Here is a 15,270-nt window from a genome sequence, read left to right on the forward strand (position 1 = left end):
CCACCAATTCTCACCAGAAAATCGACCGACGCTCCTTCAATCCCTGGTGCAGCATGGATTGAATGGCCCAGCGTACGCGCTGCACTTTGTCCGCAATGATGGCATCGTCATCGTCGTAATCGCCCTCGAATCGCATCGGAGCGCCAAACTCGATTCGATACCGCGTCGGCAATGGAAGCTGTCCGCCCGGGACGAGCACTTGCGGCAAGAGTGGGAAACTGGGCATATTCAGCATTTTCGCCACGCGATCCATGTTTCCCAGCGAAACGTATTGTTCTTCCGCTCCAATGACGGCCACCGGGACGATGGGCGTATTCGTTTCGAGCGCCAGGCGCATGAACCCAAGTCCAAAATCCTCCAATTGATATCGATGAGCAAAACTCTTCGATATGCCCCGTACACCCTCGGGGAATACCAAAAGCGCTTCTCCTAGCTCCAAGAGTTTTCGAGCATTCTCGGGCACCCCCACCACCTGGCCCAAGCGCGAAAACAAAGTCGAAAAAAATGGCATCGTTTGCGTCCACTTCTCCACCATGCTGCGCACGATTCGAGGCGGATCTCCATCGAAGAACATCGACGCGGCAATCATGTATCCATCGAGCGGAATCTGTCCCGAATGGTTTGAAACCAAGAGAACTCGTGATGACGGAATTTTATCGATACCTGTGACAATCGTTCGAAAGTAAAAACGATGGAAAAACGCTCCTATGCCCGCGGCATATTTGGCCCATTGCGGATCGAGCCCGAACGGATCGACCCCTTCGTTTGCCATCGGTATGGGCACGCGGCGCAACCGATCATCGAAATCCGGTCCTAACAGGCGAAGCGTGAATTCATCGATTTCAGTGCGGGCGATATCAGCCGTCGTGCGAGCCAGGGGAAGGGCCTCACGAGTTGCGAATGCTTCCAAACGCTTTAGCGCGCGCGCTGCATGGTTCAGCATAACGAACCCATCGTAGCAGAGCGTCAGGCGTTTATGCGAACGATTGCTGTGCGTTCGACCCTTTCAATCGAAGAGGTCGCGCAGGGCACTTGACGAAGCACCGTCAATCGTTGCACCGTTTTTTGCTGAATGGGGGAGACCATGGCACAGGCCGACGCGCGAACCGCTCCGTGCTCGCCGCGCGAACCGAACGAGGACGGCTCGAGTGCCGCTCTGCCAATTCTCGTCACGGGAATCTGCGGACGACTCGGCCGAAGGCTCGCGCGAATCCTGCACCAAGGGCGCACCGTGGTCGGGATCGATCGCCGGCCGTTCGAGGACAAACCCGACGGCATCGTTCACCATCAAATCGACATTCGTCGCAAAAAAACACAGGAAATCTTTCGCCACGTGCGCCTCGGCGCCGTCGTGCACCTCGGCGTCATGCACGACCCCCGCGCCAGTCAGACCGAACACCACACGTGGAACGTTGCGGGTTTGCAAAGGCTTCTCGAGTACGTCGAGCAATATCGCGTGCCCAAATTGGTCGTGCTCTCGAGCGCCAACGTCTACGGCCCGCGCCCGGACAATCCGCAGTTTCTCACCGAGAAAGCACCGCTGCTCGGTGGAGCGAACTTCAGCGACATCCACGACCTCATCGACGTCGACATGCTCGCTCAATCATTTTTTTGGAAGCACCCCGCAACCGAAACCGTCGTGCTTCGCCCCGTGCACATCCTTGGAGCCGTACGCAACGCGCCTTCGAATTACCTGCGTCTCCCGGTCATTCCATCGCTTCTTGGCTTCGACCCCATGATTCAAGTCGTCCACCAAGACGACGTCGTGAGCGCCATCGTCAAGGCGCTTCAGCCAGGAGTACGCGGCATCTACAACATCGCCGGCCCGCCCCCCTTGCCCCTGTCGCGCATCATCGCGAAGACCGGTCATCGCCACGTCGCCATCCCTCACATGCTCGCTGCAACCCTCGTCAAACAGCTCTGGCGTTATCGTGCGACGTCCTTTCCAGCGCCCGAGCTCGACCATATCCGCTACGTGTGCATGGTCGACGACGCACGCGCGCGCATCGAAATGGGCTACGCGCCCTCGCACGGCATCGATGAAGCGGTGCGAGCTACGAAGCTTGGCAGTTGAGTTTGTCCGCGACTACTCGGCCAAACACGCCTTCGGCGTCGGGTTTGCCTTGCAGTACGCCGCATCCTTTGGTGGTCCAACGACCACCCACGCATCCTGCGACGCCAAGCGATCCCTCTTGCTGTTGCCCGCTGCGAGGCACTCCTTGCCATCTGCACTCATCACTTCATCCCGCTCGGGACCCGCACAAACCCCAGCCTCGTTCGGCAACGTCCATGCTTGTCCGTGGGGTACACCAGGTTCATCGCGTAGTTTCCTTGGGGCAGACACCCGTACACGATGTCGAACTGCCGTCCGAACTGCCGCAGGAGGCTCTGCTTCACCGCGTCCTCATCAGCTAAGATCGGATCGCCGCTCGCCGCTGTTTTGTGGCTCAACACCAGCACGCCCTTCTTCGACGTATCGACAGGATCGATGCACAGCGCCGCCGGACGAAGCGCCACCGTCACTTCAGGCTCGAACGATTGAAACACGACGTATTTCGTCGGATCCATCGGATCGGGCGTGGGACGTTTCGTCGACGTGAGCAGCAAATTCTTGAAGAGCGTCAGCCCCTGAATGATCACGCGAGGCTGCGTCTGTCCGCCGATCTTCACCCCTGGTAAAAGCTTCGAAAACACCGACGTCGGGTAGAGCGACGGCACCAGAGGCGACTCGGGCACGCTGTCCTTGTCGTCGACGACGCCGTCGCGATTGGCGTCTTCCACCGTCATGTAAATGCTCGCCGGCGGATCCTCCACGGGCATGAAGAAAGGCTCTTTCGCTGCGAGCGCCGTTTCCTCCGCGGCCACGCCCGCCGTGTACGTGATCCGGATGAACCCTTTGTCACTTGGTGGAAACGTAGCGAACTGGAAATCCGCGGGAATCACGACGTTGCGCGGATCCGTGTTGCCCGCGATTTCGTCTGCCACCGCGGATGGATGAAACACCGGTCGCTCGAGCGCCAAAGGCAGGGCAAACGTCACGCCGATGCCTTGCACGCGCCAGCCCGTCGGAGGCATGACGAGCTGTCCCGATGCGGCATCACGCGCGCCCACGTCGATCTCCGTGAACTTCGCAGCAGCGCCCGACGTGAGCACTTCGGCCGCGTTGGAGATCGCGCCTCCGCCAACGTCACCTTGGAGGGCAAATTGGATATGCTGAAGGCAGGATCGAAGTCGCCATCCCAATCGTAGAACCCGCGGATCTGATACGTGCCCGCAGGCAAGGGCGCGATGGCCCACGTGGCGCTCGCGGACACCGGCGGCGCCGACGCATCCGGGCATCGCTTTTCGCCGTTGGGGGCGAACACGAGTTTGTCGCGGATGCTCGAGAAGAGCAGCTCGCCAGGCACGGCATCGATGCTCGCAGCGCTCGTTCCCAAACCACTCGGCGGCGGCAACAACTTCGTGTTGAACGCGAGCAACACGGCGGCACCGACGATCCGTCCGTTTTCTGTGCAGGGAGGAGGCCCGGCGTACGTCAGCGTCCCCTCGATGACCCCCGAAGGACCGCTGAATTCCGGGTTCGGCACGAATACGTCCGGGTCTGTACAGCCCAAAAGAAACGTCGACCCAGCAAGAGCGAAAAGAGCAAGCGAGTGTCGCGAGAGCAAACGAGCGCCGACCGGTGCGTTCATGATGTGCTCATCGGACATCAACGCGCCGGCGTCGTCAACGCGTAACGCGGCTCATCGCGTCGAGCACTTCTTGATGTTCGGGAAACCGTCCTTCGTTTTGTTTGGAGAACACGAGTTTGCCATCGACGACGACATCGAACTGCCCCGGCTTACCAATGGTCAATTTCGTCGGCACATCGAAGGCATCTTGGATCTTGGCCGCGAGACTCACGGCGCGAGGTTTGTAATTTCAGACGTGACAGTACTTGATTTCGACCTGCACTGGCGCCTCCTCGGGTGGAGAATGCCGCCTCGTCATGGCGCGTGCAAGGCATGGATGGCGCGCCGTGCGCACGCCCTGTGTCGTAACGTCCATGTCACAGAGGCTCTTGACCTCCGACCCCCCGAACCCTCTCGCCGACGCTTCGCGTCGCGCAGAGCGGAGTTTTCGCAGAGGAGAATTTTCAATGATGAACGGGCGTCACTTCCCCCTCAGCGCCGTCTTCCACGTTAGGGAAAGGGGGCCATCGGGCGTACAGGAACTCTCGAGACTCGAAACATTGACTCGGCTGGATTTATCGCAAAGGCACGATGCCGCAATTTCAGCTCGCTGGCGACCCCGCGCCTTTGCCTCTTTGCGTAAAATTCTATAAGTGATTTGCGCTCAAGTTCGCGCCTATGCCCCCAGAACTGCCTCACGTCAAACCGTAAACGACACCAGTTCGCATATCTCGACACCAAGCGCTTTTGCAATGCGCCCGAGACATTCGAGCGTCACGTTCACCCGCCCATGCTCGACGCCAGACAGATGGCCCGGAGTTACGCCAACTGCAACCTTGACGTCAGCCAGCGACATATTGCGCTGCAAACGCAGCTCGCGAATGCGTGCGCCCACCTTTGCTGTCAATACAGTCGGCTGATTGCGTACGGGCATCTGCCACCTCCAATCAAAGTGGGCGAATAAGCTCGACGTGCGTCAAGCGACCGCGAACGACATCGGATATCCCGTCGATAACCACTTTGGCATCGTCCGTGTCCACAGACAGAAGCCGAACGAAGCCGTCGTCCTCGAGCTCTTCGAGAGCGCGGTTGAGCTCGCTTCGCCCGACGTCGCTCATTCGTGTTCGCAGCCATGAAACGGGGATAGGATTGCTTTCGATCGAAGCGATACGTGACAAGGTGAAGTGTACGAATACAGCAATTCGTTCGCTCTTCGGGTACTTGGAAACGATCGCAGCCACCTTTGCGACCTGTACGGCAGCCGCCGCATAACGTGGCGACAATCGAAACAAATTGTGTAAAACAAGCTCGCCAAATTGCTCTCGATTGAGCGCACCCGCTCCCGTGCGCGATGCCGGCGGTGGTGGCAGCATTCCACATAAGCTCGGTGGATCGAGCCATGCACCTGCGTCCAGGCGCATACGGTCAAAAACGCGCACAATCGCACGTGGAATGGCAAGCATTACGTCGACCAACCACTCGGCCCGAGATCGGCGACTACGAATGAACGATGTCGGCGAGTTTTCCTGAACCGCGGTAACGACCGTGCGCTCGTCATCCGCCACTTCCAATGCAATGCGCGCTCTTGCCGACTTCATGATCGCTCCTCACGACAAAAGGGGACCGCCCACTCGCTTGCCCAAGCGAGCATTGAAGGACAGACCTCGCACGACGATGATTGCCGCGACAAACGAACCACATCCGCGCGAATGCTCGACGTAGCGGACGGTCCCCAGACGAGCGCGCACCAAGACGCGCACCTCTGCGAATCATTCGCCAATCAACAATGGCAACGAATGGCTCTCGAGCCAGGATGGTATGTTATTGAGTTTCAGCGCGTACTACGGACGAGGCAACGCATCTTCTCAGAAAATCGTACGCGCTCGACCTCAGTCCGCAGGGCTGCACCGGTTCTGTTGCGCAAGCAGCGTTCCGAACGAACCCGGAACTTCCGGACAGATTCGTCTTGCGGTCTCACAGTCGTGCGCGTCGAGGGCCTTTTTGCAGATTTGCGCAAGAAGTCTCGGCTTTGCGTTGGGTTCCGGGTGCGCGGGAGGCCCCTGGTGTTTTCCTCGTGCTGGAGGCGGCATTGGAGCCATGAATTCGGGACAAACGATTGTCGCAGGTGTTATGGGATCTATCCTCGGTTCGCTATGCGCTGCGGGTGCAATGGTCACCTCGTACCGCGGAATGCGAGCGACGGGCGGCGGAGTCCGCTCTTTCGACAGAAACAAATACACGAGCGCTCCGCCCACGACGGCGCCGATGACGAATTTGGATATGTCGGGCCAAAGGCGGGACTGCTTCGACGATGACGCCAATGCAGGTGCAGTCCAAACGTCCCGTGCGCCATGCTTGTCGCTTGCCGGCGCTGCATCTGCGCGCTCCACGAGAGCACTGTCGAGCATGGGAATGCATAGCGGGCCCGTGATGCCTCGGCGTTTCAGCTCCCGTGCAAGCTCATCGAGCGCTGCATCGACCGCGCGGTACGCGGACGCGGGGGACATGTTCAAACTGCACGCCAGCTCCTGCATGCTCAATTCGTCAAAAAACCTCGCGTGCAACACGTCCGCGGATCGTTTGCTCAACGCGTCGATAGCTTCCTTTACAGCCATCCAAAAACGTTCCTTGTTAAGCTCGTCCTCCGGGGTTGGCGTTGCAGTGCCATCGACGACAAGAAGCGGCATGTACTCCATGCGCGTACCCAGCTCGCGATGTCGGTCGATGGCAAGATTCTTGGCCGTGGTATGCAAAAGACCACCAACGTCGTTGGAAAGCTTCTTTTCGCGCGATGCTAGCCAGACCTTTTCCAATGCTCGCTGAATGATATCCGGCCGTTCCGCATCATCGATGCCGAAATGTCGAAGCCATCGATCGAGCCGTGGACGATGCTTCAGAAGTGCAGCCATGAGCTCGTCGGATGTGTCTTTCTGGGGCATCATGATGACCTACCTCGAATCAAAGGAAAAGCCAACGTTACACCAATGGTCAAGCCACACAGCACACCGTGTGCGAGCTCGTCAGGGCAACTTCGCCCGATAGCGTGCCACCACTCGGTTTGCATGTGCCCGCATTGTATGTCGGTTCGAGCGCGAGCTTCGAGCCCACGGCGGCACCGGGCGGCGTCACGTCGAGGCATGTATTTCCTCCGGACCACACATTGCCCGCAACGACCGGCGATGTACACGCGCCATTGGCAAACACGGTCAGCCACGCCTGACAAAAGCTTCCTTCGGGCGCACCGCACGAACATGGTTCGCATGCGCGGTCGTCTTTGAATCCATCGTACACGACGAATTGCTTCGTGTAGCCGTCGCTCGGGCAATCGTGGATGCCCTCCCGTTCGACGCAAAGCTGAAATTCCGCCGTCCGTCCAGGAACGCAAAGAGCAGCATCGCATGTCCCGTGGGCCATTCCTTGACACGCCGTCGCGTAGGTTTTCCAAGACGGTGACGGAATGAATTCACCCACGGTCGATGACGCATGCGCACTGCATGCCTCCTTTGCTTTGCCCATGGGTCCGACCGTGATCGATTGCACGCAAGCTTTGCCAGCGCAGGTGATGCCCCGGCCAAGGCATTGTCCGCAGCGCATGCGCCATTCCACGATGCCGGAGGATTGGTCGGCGTTGCGATCGCTCCTTCGGTATGGTTGCAATCAGCGGCGTGCGCCGTGATGGTCGTTGGCTGCGTGCATTCACCCGTGGACGGCGCGCATGTGCATTCGGCACATTGCGCTGGAGGAATGACGAGCTCGGCGAATCTCGTGGTTTCGGTCAGGTTTGCCGAGTCTGGGCACGCGATCGGTTGCGAGCCCTGTGCAAACAAGAATGGGTGGGAAAAACCTGGCGGCGGAAGCGGAGCGCATTCGCCATCACACGCGGGCGCGCACGCATTGCTGCTGGCCGATCCACCACTGCCGCCAGCGCCACCGGTTCCACCGGTGCCGCCGCTGCCGCCGGTTTCATCGGCGTCCGTGCCGGCGTCGCCCGCGTCACTTGCGGCTCCTCCGGTATCGGGAGGATCATACGTGTTCCGTGCTTGACCACAGCCAAACGCGAGCGTCACGACTGCGGTGCTTACCAATAAAACCCGAATTGTCATGGCATTCCCTTCTGCACGAGATGTGCTCCCACTACATAAGGCTTCACTTGACCACTGCGGTCGTGACGATGACGCCTAGCGAGGCGCGCACTTGTGGCGAAATCCAATCCGGCGCAGGCCCGCCAGGTTGTGCACTTTGCGTCATGCCAATGCTGATGGCGCGAAGCTCACCCGTCAGATCGGCATAGCCAGCAAGGGTAAACGTATCCGAGAGTTTCCACCGCGGTGAGATACGCGCACCAAAGCCTGCTGAAAAACCATCCGCCTCACGAATCGCTTGCGTGTCATCAAGCTCGAATCGCATGGTGCTGAGACTTGCGATGCCACAAATATCAAGTACCCGCGCGCTTCCACATGGCAGAAGCGAGAACGTCCACAGTTGCGTTCGTCCAGGCACCTCGCGCTCTCCGATGCCTTTCATCGGTGTAATGACGCCGCGTATGTCCAAGCCAATGGCAAATCGCGTCCAGCGCAGCGCGAGCAATCCACTGCCGCCAATGGCTACACTCGGCAGCCCATAGAGCGTTACAGCGGGACCCAGCGCCGCCTCCATTTGCATCGGCGTATCCGCGTTCGCCCCTGCCGTCGTCCCCGTCGTTTCCCTGTTTGTCCGAGACACCGTTGACACGTATTTGGCAACGAGCCTTGGTCGTTCGCGTAAAACCGCGGACGAATGCACGTCGATGACGGGTGGTGGTGCCGCGAGCGTCTCGGGCGGTTCTCCGTTGGCCCAGGCACGCGGGCCGAAGGCGATGCCGACAGTCGTCGCCACGTCATAAGCAAGCTCGCGACACGTAGCCTGTTTGTCCGTGTTCCAGCGCCAATTTTCGCCAGTGCCCGAAGGGTTTGGCGCAGACAGCTCGGCTTGATACTTGTCGTCGACGACGCGCACGTGGACGGTCAATACGCCTCGCGCATCATCGCGAACGACGGCGTAGCCAAACTCCGCCGCGAGCATGAACCCAAGCTCATCCGACGACGGGCAAAAGTGCGACGGCTCGGGAGCTTGGTAGTCGAGGCGCACGGCGATCCGTTTTGCTGGCGTTGCTTCTGCGCGCAGCGCGACCGCCGAAACGATGACCGCGAAAAACAGAGAAAGGGTGCGACGAACCATGGCGACAAACGCATCGTACGCGCTCTCCAAACCTGTCGTCAAGTGGCTTCTGGACAGCGCCTTCGCCGGGGTCGATGAGCTGGGCAAGTTGAAAACCAAGGCGCCGGTACGCGAGTGAATCCGTACCGACGCCTTGATGGCCTAAGGCCGCGCTTGGGCAAGCAGCGGGAATGTGAACGAGCGGATTCGGTTTGGCAATGAGGTTTTTGGGCGCGCTGGAACACGGCCATGGGAATATCCCTATTCCCAGTCAGCCTTTTTGAATTTCAAGCCCTGATGGCCCGGAACGGGAATCAGCACCCGCAGCAGCAGCCCGCCGCGTCTACGTTCCGCGATGCTCTTGTACGGTTCGAGGAAAGGATTCACGTAATCGGAATCGTCGTCGTACATGACGTACGGCTCCCAAATGCCGCCGTGCACTTCATTCAAGTGCCAATGGCCGCCGGTTACGTGCCTGGCGACTTCGCCCGTATACGCCACGATTGCGGCGAACAAATTGGGAATTTCCAGTATGCGGCTCCGCGGTCGTATGCGTTTCTTCAGCGCTTCTTCCACCACGTCCAGGCTTTCGGGGGTATTGTCGAGCGCTTCGCGGGGCAATTTCAATTGCTTGGCCAATTCGTCGACCAATCCCGGAACGGCTTCGATGAAATGCGGCCCTTGCAGGAGCAAGCCTTCCAACACGTGTTGCGGCGGAGGCTGTTTGGCGGACTCGGCAAGAGCGTCCACGATCGCTTTTCTCGATTCATAGAGAATGCTCCGGCCGTGGTTACTGAACAGCAACAGTTCGCCACGAGCCGACACATATGCATCCCCAACACCATCACAATGTTCGGGATCCAACGTCCACTGTCCTTCGGCGAGGAGTGCCTTGGCCTCGGATTTCTTGAGGGACCAGCTCCTGGGGGATCCTTTGGGGTTCGAGGGGCGTCGCAGGCGGGGATCGTTCTCCATCGCATTCCCTATGGGTTGGGGGTGGTGGACCCAGGGACGCCCGGATCACCCACCAGACCATCGTCCAGAATGGGCGCGTCCAATAGCACGGGCACGCGCGGAGGGGCTTGACTTTTGAGGCGAAACGGTAGACCGGGGAGGACAACCCCCTGCGACTGCACGTTGATCACCAGGACATTCAGGCAGTTGAGACACACCGGCGGCATCACCCGACCATGTTGCAAAACCGCGCCTTGCACGCCCGCAGAAACGATTATGAGCTTGTCAGATAGCGTCGACGATTTGGCCGCCGTAGCGCTACGCAGACGGCTCGCCGAGCAGCTTGCGAATCTCCCGAAGACGGTCCTGGTCGGCGGGATCCTCGGGCTGATCCATAAGCTGCTCCTTCCATCGGAGACGATCGAACACCGTATCCGAATCGTTGTCCTCGATGTGCGGATCTGCTCCGTGAGCGAGCAGCAGCTTCACCATCTCGACATCGAGCCAGTACGCGGCCGTCCCCAGCGCATTCATGCCCGCGGAACCTCCCGCCTCGTGGATGGTCTTGCCCGCACCACAATTGAGGAGGAGCCTGGCCATCTCGAGCAGGCCGTTCAGCGCGCAGAAACGAAGCGGCGAGGTGCCTTCGTTATCGCTCACGTTGGGATCCGCGCCTGCAGCCAGCAGGAGCCGGGCCGCTTCGATGTGCTTCATCACCACGGCGTCAAGGAGCGGATCCCCTTCTTTGTTCACGTCCCATCCGTTGACCCTGGCGCCATGGCGCAGGAGCAAGGTAACGGCATCGATCGGTCCACCAGGCTCGTCCTCGCCGAAGGCTTCGAGTTCGGCAATTGCAGCATGCAATGGGGGGAGAACTCCGCCCGAGCCATAGCGAGACTTGCCAGGTTCGTTCGGATCCGCGCCGGCGGCAAGAAGCGCCGCCACGCGATCGACATCGCGGGTCTGAATGGCCTCGAGAAGTGCGTCAGACATGGATCTCCTTATTTTCCTGCCATGGGGTGGCCATTGGCGCAAACTTTCAATTTCAGGGCTTCGCAGTGGTCGATCCCTTGCTGCGTTTGATCAATCGGTGGTTTGTGCCTAGCGTCTGGCTTGCCACCAAAGCACTTGTCCTGAACGGCCCATCGCGCCGCCAGGCAGGCATGTCGTTGCTGGAGGCTGAGCAAAACCTTCGAGCAAGGAATTTTATCGAACTTTGGCTTGCTGATGTCCTTGGGGCAGTCGACAGCGAACCCCACCTTGAGATTGCAAATCTTGTTCTTCTCTCCTTCCAGGCGATCCAGCTCCGCGTCCTCACACGTCTGGTTCGGGTACTTTCGCGGTAGGGCGATCGGCGGCGACGTCGTCGTCGTCGTGGGTTTGGCCGTCGCCATCGGCCAGCCCGTCGTTATCGCGGTGGCTTTGGCCGTGGTCGCCGTGTGCACCATGACCTGCACGGTGTACACGGAACCAGCCACGACCAAACCCAGCGCGAGCAAACAAGGTGGCGACGCAACGCAAACCGCAAGCGGTACTGCCGGAGTACCCAGCAGCGTGCGCGATTCCGGCTGTGCAAGCTCCCGATCGAAATTCTCCGAGCGAGGGCGCAGAAGATCGTACTGCGTGAGCGAACGGATCGAGGCAGCTATGCATTGCTCGAGCTCTTCATCGCCGACGGTGGAATCCATGAGCGCAATGGAGTCAACCTCGCCGTTGCTATCGAGCGCCACGTCATACTTGACGATATGGTCCGCATCTCTGACGTGATGCGTGTGCTCTACAACGCAGCCTTTGATCGGCGCTGCAACGTGCTCGGGAATGTCCGCGACAGGATGAGCTCCCCCGCATCCTTGCGGCACGAGCGCAAAACCCAATCCCACAGCAAAGCCCAACGACAATGAAAGTCTTTTGATGGTGGGAGCCATGGTGCGATAGCACCCGATGCGGTGCTCCTTGGTCAAGGTGAAACCCGCATGCGTTCCTTGTACAACCATCCGGCGTCTGCTTGTGCGTACGCTGATACGCAGATCAACCACGAATCCAACTTCCTGCCGCACTTCCGCTTGATCACCAAGGGTCCGTTGTGACCAACCTTCACACGCACCCGTGGCGCTGCACCGCCCGCATGCACGACCGCGTCGGCATAGCAAGCGAAAACCAATGCTGCCCCACACCTCGTTCCGCTCGCAGTCGTGCGCGTCGAGGGCCTTTTTGCAGATCTGCGCAAGAAGTCTCGGCTTTGCGTTGGGTTCCGGGTGCGCGGGAGGCCCCTGCTGTTTTCCTCGTGCTGGAGGCGGCATCGGAGCTATGAATTCCGGACAAACGATTGTGGAAGGAGCTATGGGCGCCGTAGGTTCGCTATGCGCTGCGGGTGCAATGGTCACCTCGTACCGCGGAATGCGAGCGACGGGCGGCGGAGTCCGCTCTTTCGACAGAAACAATTACACGAGCGCTCCGCCCACGACGGCGCCGATGACGAATTTGGATATGTCGGGCCAAAGGCGGGACTGCTTCGACGATGACGCCAATGCAGGTGCAGTCCAAACGTCCCGTGCGCCATGCTTGTCGCTTGCCGGCGCTGCATCTGCGCGCTCCACGAGAGCACTGTCGAGCATCGGAATGCATAGCGGGCCCGTGATGCCTCGGCGTTTCAGCTCCCGTGCAAGCTCATCGAGCGCTGCATCGACCGCGCGGTACGCGGACGCGGGGGACATGTTCAAACTGCACGCCAGCTCCTGCATGCTCAATTCGTCAAAAAACCTCGCGTGCAACACGTCCGCGGATCGTTTGCTCAACGCGTCGATAGCTTCCTTTACAGCCATCCAAAAACGTTGCTTGTGAAGCTCGTCCTCGGGGGTTGGCGTTGCAGTGCCATCCACGACAAGAAGCGGCATGTACTCCATGCGCGTACCCAGCTCGCGATGTCGGTCGATGGCAAGATTCTTGGCCGTGGTATGCAAAAGACCACCGACGTCATTGGAAAGCTTTTTTTCGCGCGATGCTAGCCAGACCTTTTCCAATGCTCGCTGAATGATATCCGGCCGTTCCGCATCATCGATGCCGAAATGTCAAGCCATCGATCGAGCCGTGGACGATGCTTCAGAAGTGCAGCCATGAGCTCGTCGGATGTGTCTTTCTGGGGCATCATGATGACCTACCTCGAATCAAAGGAAAAGCCAACGTTACACCAATGGTCAAGCCACACAGCACACCGTGTGCGAGCTCGTCAGGGCAACTTCGCCCGATAGCGTGCCACCACTCGGTTTGCACGTGCCCGCATTGTATGTCGGTTCGAGCGCGAGCTTCGAGCCCACGGCGGCACCGGGTGGCGTCACGTCGAGGCATGTATTTCCTCCGGACCACACATTGCCCGCAACGACCGGCGATGTACACGCGCCATTGGCATATACGGTCAACCACGCCTGACAAAAGCTTCCTTCGGGCGCACCGCACGAACATGGTTCGCATGCGCGGTCGTCTTTGAATCCATCGTACACGACGAATTGCTTCGTGTAGCCGTCGCTCGGGCAATCGTGGATGCCCTCCCGTTCGACGCAAAGCTGAAATTCCGCCGTCCGTCCAGGAACGCAAAGAGCAGCATCGCATGTCCCACGGGCCATTCCTTGACACGCCGTCGCGTAGGTTTTCCAAGACGGTGACGGAATGAATTCACCCACGGTCGATGACGCATGCGCACTGCATGCCTCCTTTGCTTTGCCCATGGGTCCGACCGTGATCGATTGCACGCAAGCTTTGCCAGCGCAGGTGATGCCCCCGGCCAAGGCATTGTCCGCAGCGCATGCGCCATTCCACGATGCCGGAGGATTGGTCGGCGTTGCGATCGCTCCTTCGGTATGGTTGCAATCAGCGGCGTGCGCCGTGATGGTCGTTGGCTGCGTGCATTCACCCGTGGACGGCGCGCATGTGCATTCGGCACATTGCGCTGGAGGAATGACCAGCTCGGCGAATCTCGTGGTTTCGGTCAGGTTTGCCGAGTCTGGGCACGCGATCGGTTGCGAGCCCTGTGCAAACAAGAATGGGTGGGAAAAACCTGGCGGCGGAAGCGGAGCGCATTCGCCATCACACGCGGGCGTGCATGCGTTGTTGCTGCTCGCGCCGCCAGCACCGCCGATACCTCCTCCCCCTCCTTTATCGCCAGCATCGGAGCCGGCATCCGGCACGATGACTTCGATTCTTCCTTCACCGCAAGCCGGAACCACGACCATTACCGTCATAATGGTGGCGGCGACGACTGTAAACTTCATTGACGACGTTCGTGTCTTTGACTCCATGTTCATCCTCATTCGAAAACGCCAACTGCAATTCCGACGCCGAGGGCAAGGCGAAGATAAGTAGATCTCCAATAGGTTGCCACCTGTGCTGGATCGTCAAGAATCGGACCAGCGATTGTGATCGATCGAAGCTGGCCGCTGATATCAGCGGAACCAAATAACGTGAATCGTGACGAGAGCGGATACCGGCCGACAAGACGAGCGCCCACGCCCAAGGAGAAACCATCTGATGCACTCACAACAATAGGCGGCGGTGCGTCGAGCCCAATGATCGACGCATTCAGTGAACCGCAAACGTCAATGAAGCGCGTCGCGGCACAAGGCAGCAAAGATGCGGTGAATAGGAAGGCGCGCGCATCGAGTTGTGGCGTCCCGAAGCCGGCCATTGGCATCACCGCGCCGCGCATATCCAATCCAAGCGCAAATCGCGTCCAACGCAGGGCGAGCAATCCACTGCCCCCAATGGCCACACTCGGCAGCCCATAAAGCGTTACAGCGGGTCCAATCGCCGCCTCCATTTGCATCGGCGTATCCGCGTTCGCCCCTGCCGTCGTCCCCGTCGTTTCCCTGTTTGTCCGAGACACCGTTGACACGTATTTGGCAACGAGCCTTGGTCGTTCGCGTAAAACCGCGGACGGTCTCACGTCGATGACGGGTGGTGGTGCCGCGAGCGTCTCGGGCGGTTCTCCGTTGGCCCAGGCACGCGGGCCGAAGGCGATGCCGACAGTCGTCGCCACGTCATAAGCAAGCTCGCGACACGTAGCCTGTTTGTCCGTGTTCCAGCGCCAATTTTCGCCAGTGCCCGAAGGGTTTGGCGCAGACAGCTCGGCTTGATACTTGTCGTCGACGACGCGCACGTGGACGGTCAATACGCCTCGCGCATCATCGCGAACGGCGGCGTAGCCAAACTCCGCCGCGAGCATGAACCCAAGCTCATCCGACGACGGGCAAAAGTGCGACGGCTCGGGAGCTTGGTAGTCGAGGCGCACGGCGATCCGTTTTGCGGGCGTTGCTTCTGCGCGCAGCGCGACCGCCGAAACGATGACCGCGAAAAACAGAGAAAGGGTGCGACGAACCATGGCGACAAACGCATCGTACGCGCTCTCCAAACCTGTCGTCAAGTGGCTTCTGGGCGGCGTCTTCGCCGGGGTCGATGA

At 59.7% G+C, this 15,270-nt stretch carries 15 protein-coding genes and 1 pseudogene; 2 read left to right on the top strand and 14 right to left on the bottom strand.

The genetic code is table 11. The features are described 5' to 3' along the window. Nucleotides 1–10 precede the first annotated feature (10 nt). On the bottom strand, nucleotides 11–943 hold the full coding sequence (locus IPM54_00595; protein ID MBK9258317.1) for an acyltransferase family protein: 933 nt from the start codon (nucleotides 941–943) through the stop codon (nucleotides 11–13). 141 nt (nucleotides 944–1,084) lie between these two features. On the opposite strand from IPM54_00595, the gene IPM54_00600 reads away from it, so the two are divergent. Next, nucleotides 1,085–2,074 carry an NAD-dependent epimerase/dehydratase family protein gene (locus IPM54_00600; protein ID MBK9258318.1) on the top strand — a complete coding sequence of 330 codons (990 nt, stop codon included), beginning with the start codon at nucleotides 1,085–1,087 and terminating at the stop codon, nucleotides 2,072–2,074. Nucleotides 2,075–2,086: 12 nt separating this feature from the next. Here IPM54_00600 and IPM54_00605 read toward each other — a convergent pair. The 6 genes and pseudogenes from IPM54_00605 to IPM54_00630 all read right to left on the bottom strand — a co-directional run bounded on the left by IPM54_00605 (nucleotide 2,087) and on the right by IPM54_00630 (nucleotide 7,187). After that, a pseudogene (locus IPM54_00605) lies at nucleotides 2,087–3,668 on the bottom strand (hypothetical protein). 58 nt (nucleotides 3,669–3,726) lie between these two features. Further along, on the bottom strand, nucleotides 3,727–3,903 hold the full coding sequence (locus tag IPM54_00610) for an Rdx family protein (protein ID MBK9258319.1): 177 nt from the start codon (nucleotides 3,901–3,903) through the stop codon (nucleotides 3,727–3,729). Between the two features lie 468 nt (nucleotides 3,904–4,371). Then, nucleotides 4,372–4,605, bottom strand: coding sequence for a helix-turn-helix transcriptional regulator (locus IPM54_00615; protein MBK9258320.1), 234 nt, complete (start codon nucleotides 4,603–4,605; stop codon nucleotides 4,372–4,374). Between the two features lie 13 nt (nucleotides 4,606–4,618). Then, a complete protein-coding gene (locus tag IPM54_00620; protein MBK9258321.1) occupies nucleotides 4,619–5,269 on the bottom strand; it encodes a hypothetical protein in 651 nt (216 codons plus the stop codon). A gap of 291 nt (nucleotides 5,270–5,560) precedes the next feature. Next, nucleotides 5,561–6,613 (bottom strand): sigma-70 family RNA polymerase sigma factor, encoded by a 1,053-nt coding sequence (locus tag IPM54_00625; GenBank protein MBK9258322.1) that lies wholly within the window; start codon nucleotides 6,611–6,613, stop codon nucleotides 5,561–5,563. Nucleotides 6,614–6,659: 46 nt separating this feature from the next. Then, complete coding sequence (locus IPM54_00630) at nucleotides 6,660–7,187, bottom strand: hypothetical protein (protein MBK9258323.1); 528 nt, start codon at nucleotides 7,185–7,187, stop codon at nucleotides 6,660–6,662. Nucleotides 7,188–7,205: 18 nt separating this feature from the next. Between IPM54_00630 and IPM54_00635 the strand changes: the two genes are divergently transcribed. Continuing rightward, nucleotides 7,206–7,715, top strand: a complete 510-nt coding sequence (locus tag IPM54_00635) for a hypothetical protein (GenBank protein ID MBK9258324.1) — start codon at nucleotides 7,206–7,208, stop codon at nucleotides 7,713–7,715. 102 nt (nucleotides 7,716–7,817) lie between these two features. Here IPM54_00635 and IPM54_00640 read toward each other — a convergent pair whose 3' ends face one another. From IPM54_00640 to IPM54_00670, 7 genes are all read right to left on the bottom strand, one after another. Then, nucleotides 7,818–8,888 carry a hypothetical protein gene (locus tag IPM54_00640; GenBank protein MBK9258325.1) on the bottom strand — a complete coding sequence of 357 codons (1,071 nt, stop codon included), beginning with the start codon at nucleotides 8,886–8,888 and terminating at the stop codon, nucleotides 7,818–7,820. A 240-nt stretch (nucleotides 8,889–9,128) separates the two neighbouring features. Continuing rightward, on the bottom strand, nucleotides 9,129–9,842 hold the full coding sequence (locus IPM54_00645; protein MBK9258326.1) for a hypothetical protein: 714 nt from the start codon (nucleotides 9,840–9,842) through the stop codon (nucleotides 9,129–9,131). A gap of 297 nt (nucleotides 9,843–10,139) precedes the next feature. Then, nucleotides 10,140–10,814 carry an ankyrin repeat domain-containing protein gene (locus IPM54_00650; GenBank protein ID MBK9258327.1) on the bottom strand — a complete coding sequence of 225 codons (675 nt, stop codon included), beginning with the start codon at nucleotides 10,812–10,814 and terminating at the stop codon, nucleotides 10,140–10,142. Nucleotides 10,815–10,822: 8 nt separating this feature from the next. Further along, nucleotides 10,823–11,746 (bottom strand): hypothetical protein, encoded by a 924-nt coding sequence (locus IPM54_00655; protein MBK9258328.1) that lies wholly within the window; start codon nucleotides 11,744–11,746, stop codon nucleotides 10,823–10,825. A gap of 516 nt (nucleotides 11,747–12,262) precedes the next feature. Beyond that, complete coding sequence (locus IPM54_00660; protein MBK9258329.1) at nucleotides 12,263–12,841, bottom strand: sigma-70 family RNA polymerase sigma factor; 579 nt, start codon at nucleotides 12,839–12,841, stop codon at nucleotides 12,263–12,265. A gap of 174 nt (nucleotides 12,842–13,015) precedes the next feature. Beyond that, the gene (locus IPM54_00665) at nucleotides 13,016–14,113 is read right to left on the bottom strand and encodes a hypothetical protein (GenBank protein MBK9258330.1); all 1,098 of its coding nucleotides are present in this window, start codon (nucleotides 14,111–14,113) and stop codon (nucleotides 13,016–13,018) included. Between the two features lie 8 nt (nucleotides 14,114–14,121). Next, a complete protein-coding gene (locus IPM54_00670; protein ID MBK9258331.1) occupies nucleotides 14,122–15,192 on the bottom strand; it encodes a hypothetical protein in 1,071 nt (356 codons plus the stop codon). Nucleotides 15,193–15,270 lie beyond the last annotated feature (78 nt).

Source organism: Polyangiaceae bacterium (assembly GCA_016715885.1).
Taxonomy (GTDB): domain Bacteria; phylum Myxococcota_A; class Polyangia; order Polyangiales; family Polyangiaceae; genus Polyangium.

Excerpts from the sequence above, each read along its gene's own strand:
- IPM54_00595 (MBK9258317.1), bottom strand. The coding sequence starts at position 943 with ATGCTGAACCATGCAGCGCGCGCGCTAAAGCGTTTGGAAGCATTCGCA.
- IPM54_00600 (MBK9258318.1), top strand. The coding sequence starts at position 1,085 with ATGGCACAGGCCGACGCGCGAACCGCTCCGTGCTCGCCGCGCGAACCG.
- IPM54_00615 (MBK9258320.1), bottom strand. The coding sequence starts at position 4,605 with ATGCCCGTACGCAATCAGCCGACTGTATTGACAGCAAAGGTGGGCGCA.
- IPM54_00620 (MBK9258321.1), bottom strand. The coding sequence starts at position 5,269 with ATGAAGTCGGCAAGAGCGCGCATTGCATTGGAAGTGGCGGATGACGAG.
- IPM54_00625 (MBK9258322.1), bottom strand. The coding sequence starts at position 6,613 with ATGATGCCCCAGAAAGACACATCCGACGAGCTCATGGCTGCACTTCTG.
- IPM54_00630 (MBK9258323.1), bottom strand. The coding sequence starts at position 7,187 with ATGGGCAAAGCAAAGGAGGCATGCAGTGCGCATGCGTCATCGACCGTG.
- IPM54_00640 (MBK9258325.1), bottom strand. The coding sequence starts at position 8,888 with ATGGTTCGTCGCACCCTTTCTCTGTTTTTCGCGGTCATCGTTTCGGCG.
- IPM54_00645 (MBK9258326.1), bottom strand. The coding sequence starts at position 9,842 with ATGGAGAACGATCCCCGCCTGCGACGCCCCTCGAACCCCAAAGGATCC.
- IPM54_00650 (MBK9258327.1), bottom strand. The coding sequence starts at position 10,814 with ATGTCTGACGCACTTCTCGAGGCCATTCAGACCCGCGATGTCGATCGC.
- IPM54_00655 (MBK9258328.1), bottom strand. The coding sequence starts at position 11,746 with ATGGCTCCCACCATCAAAAGACTTTCATTGTCGTTGGGCTTTGCTGTG.
- IPM54_00665 (MBK9258330.1), bottom strand. The coding sequence starts at position 14,113 with ATGGAGTCAAAGACACGAACGTCGTCAATGAAGTTTACAGTCGTCGCC.
- IPM54_00670 (MBK9258331.1), bottom strand. The coding sequence starts at position 15,192 with ATGGTTCGTCGCACCCTTTCTCTGTTTTTCGCGGTCATCGTTTCGGCG.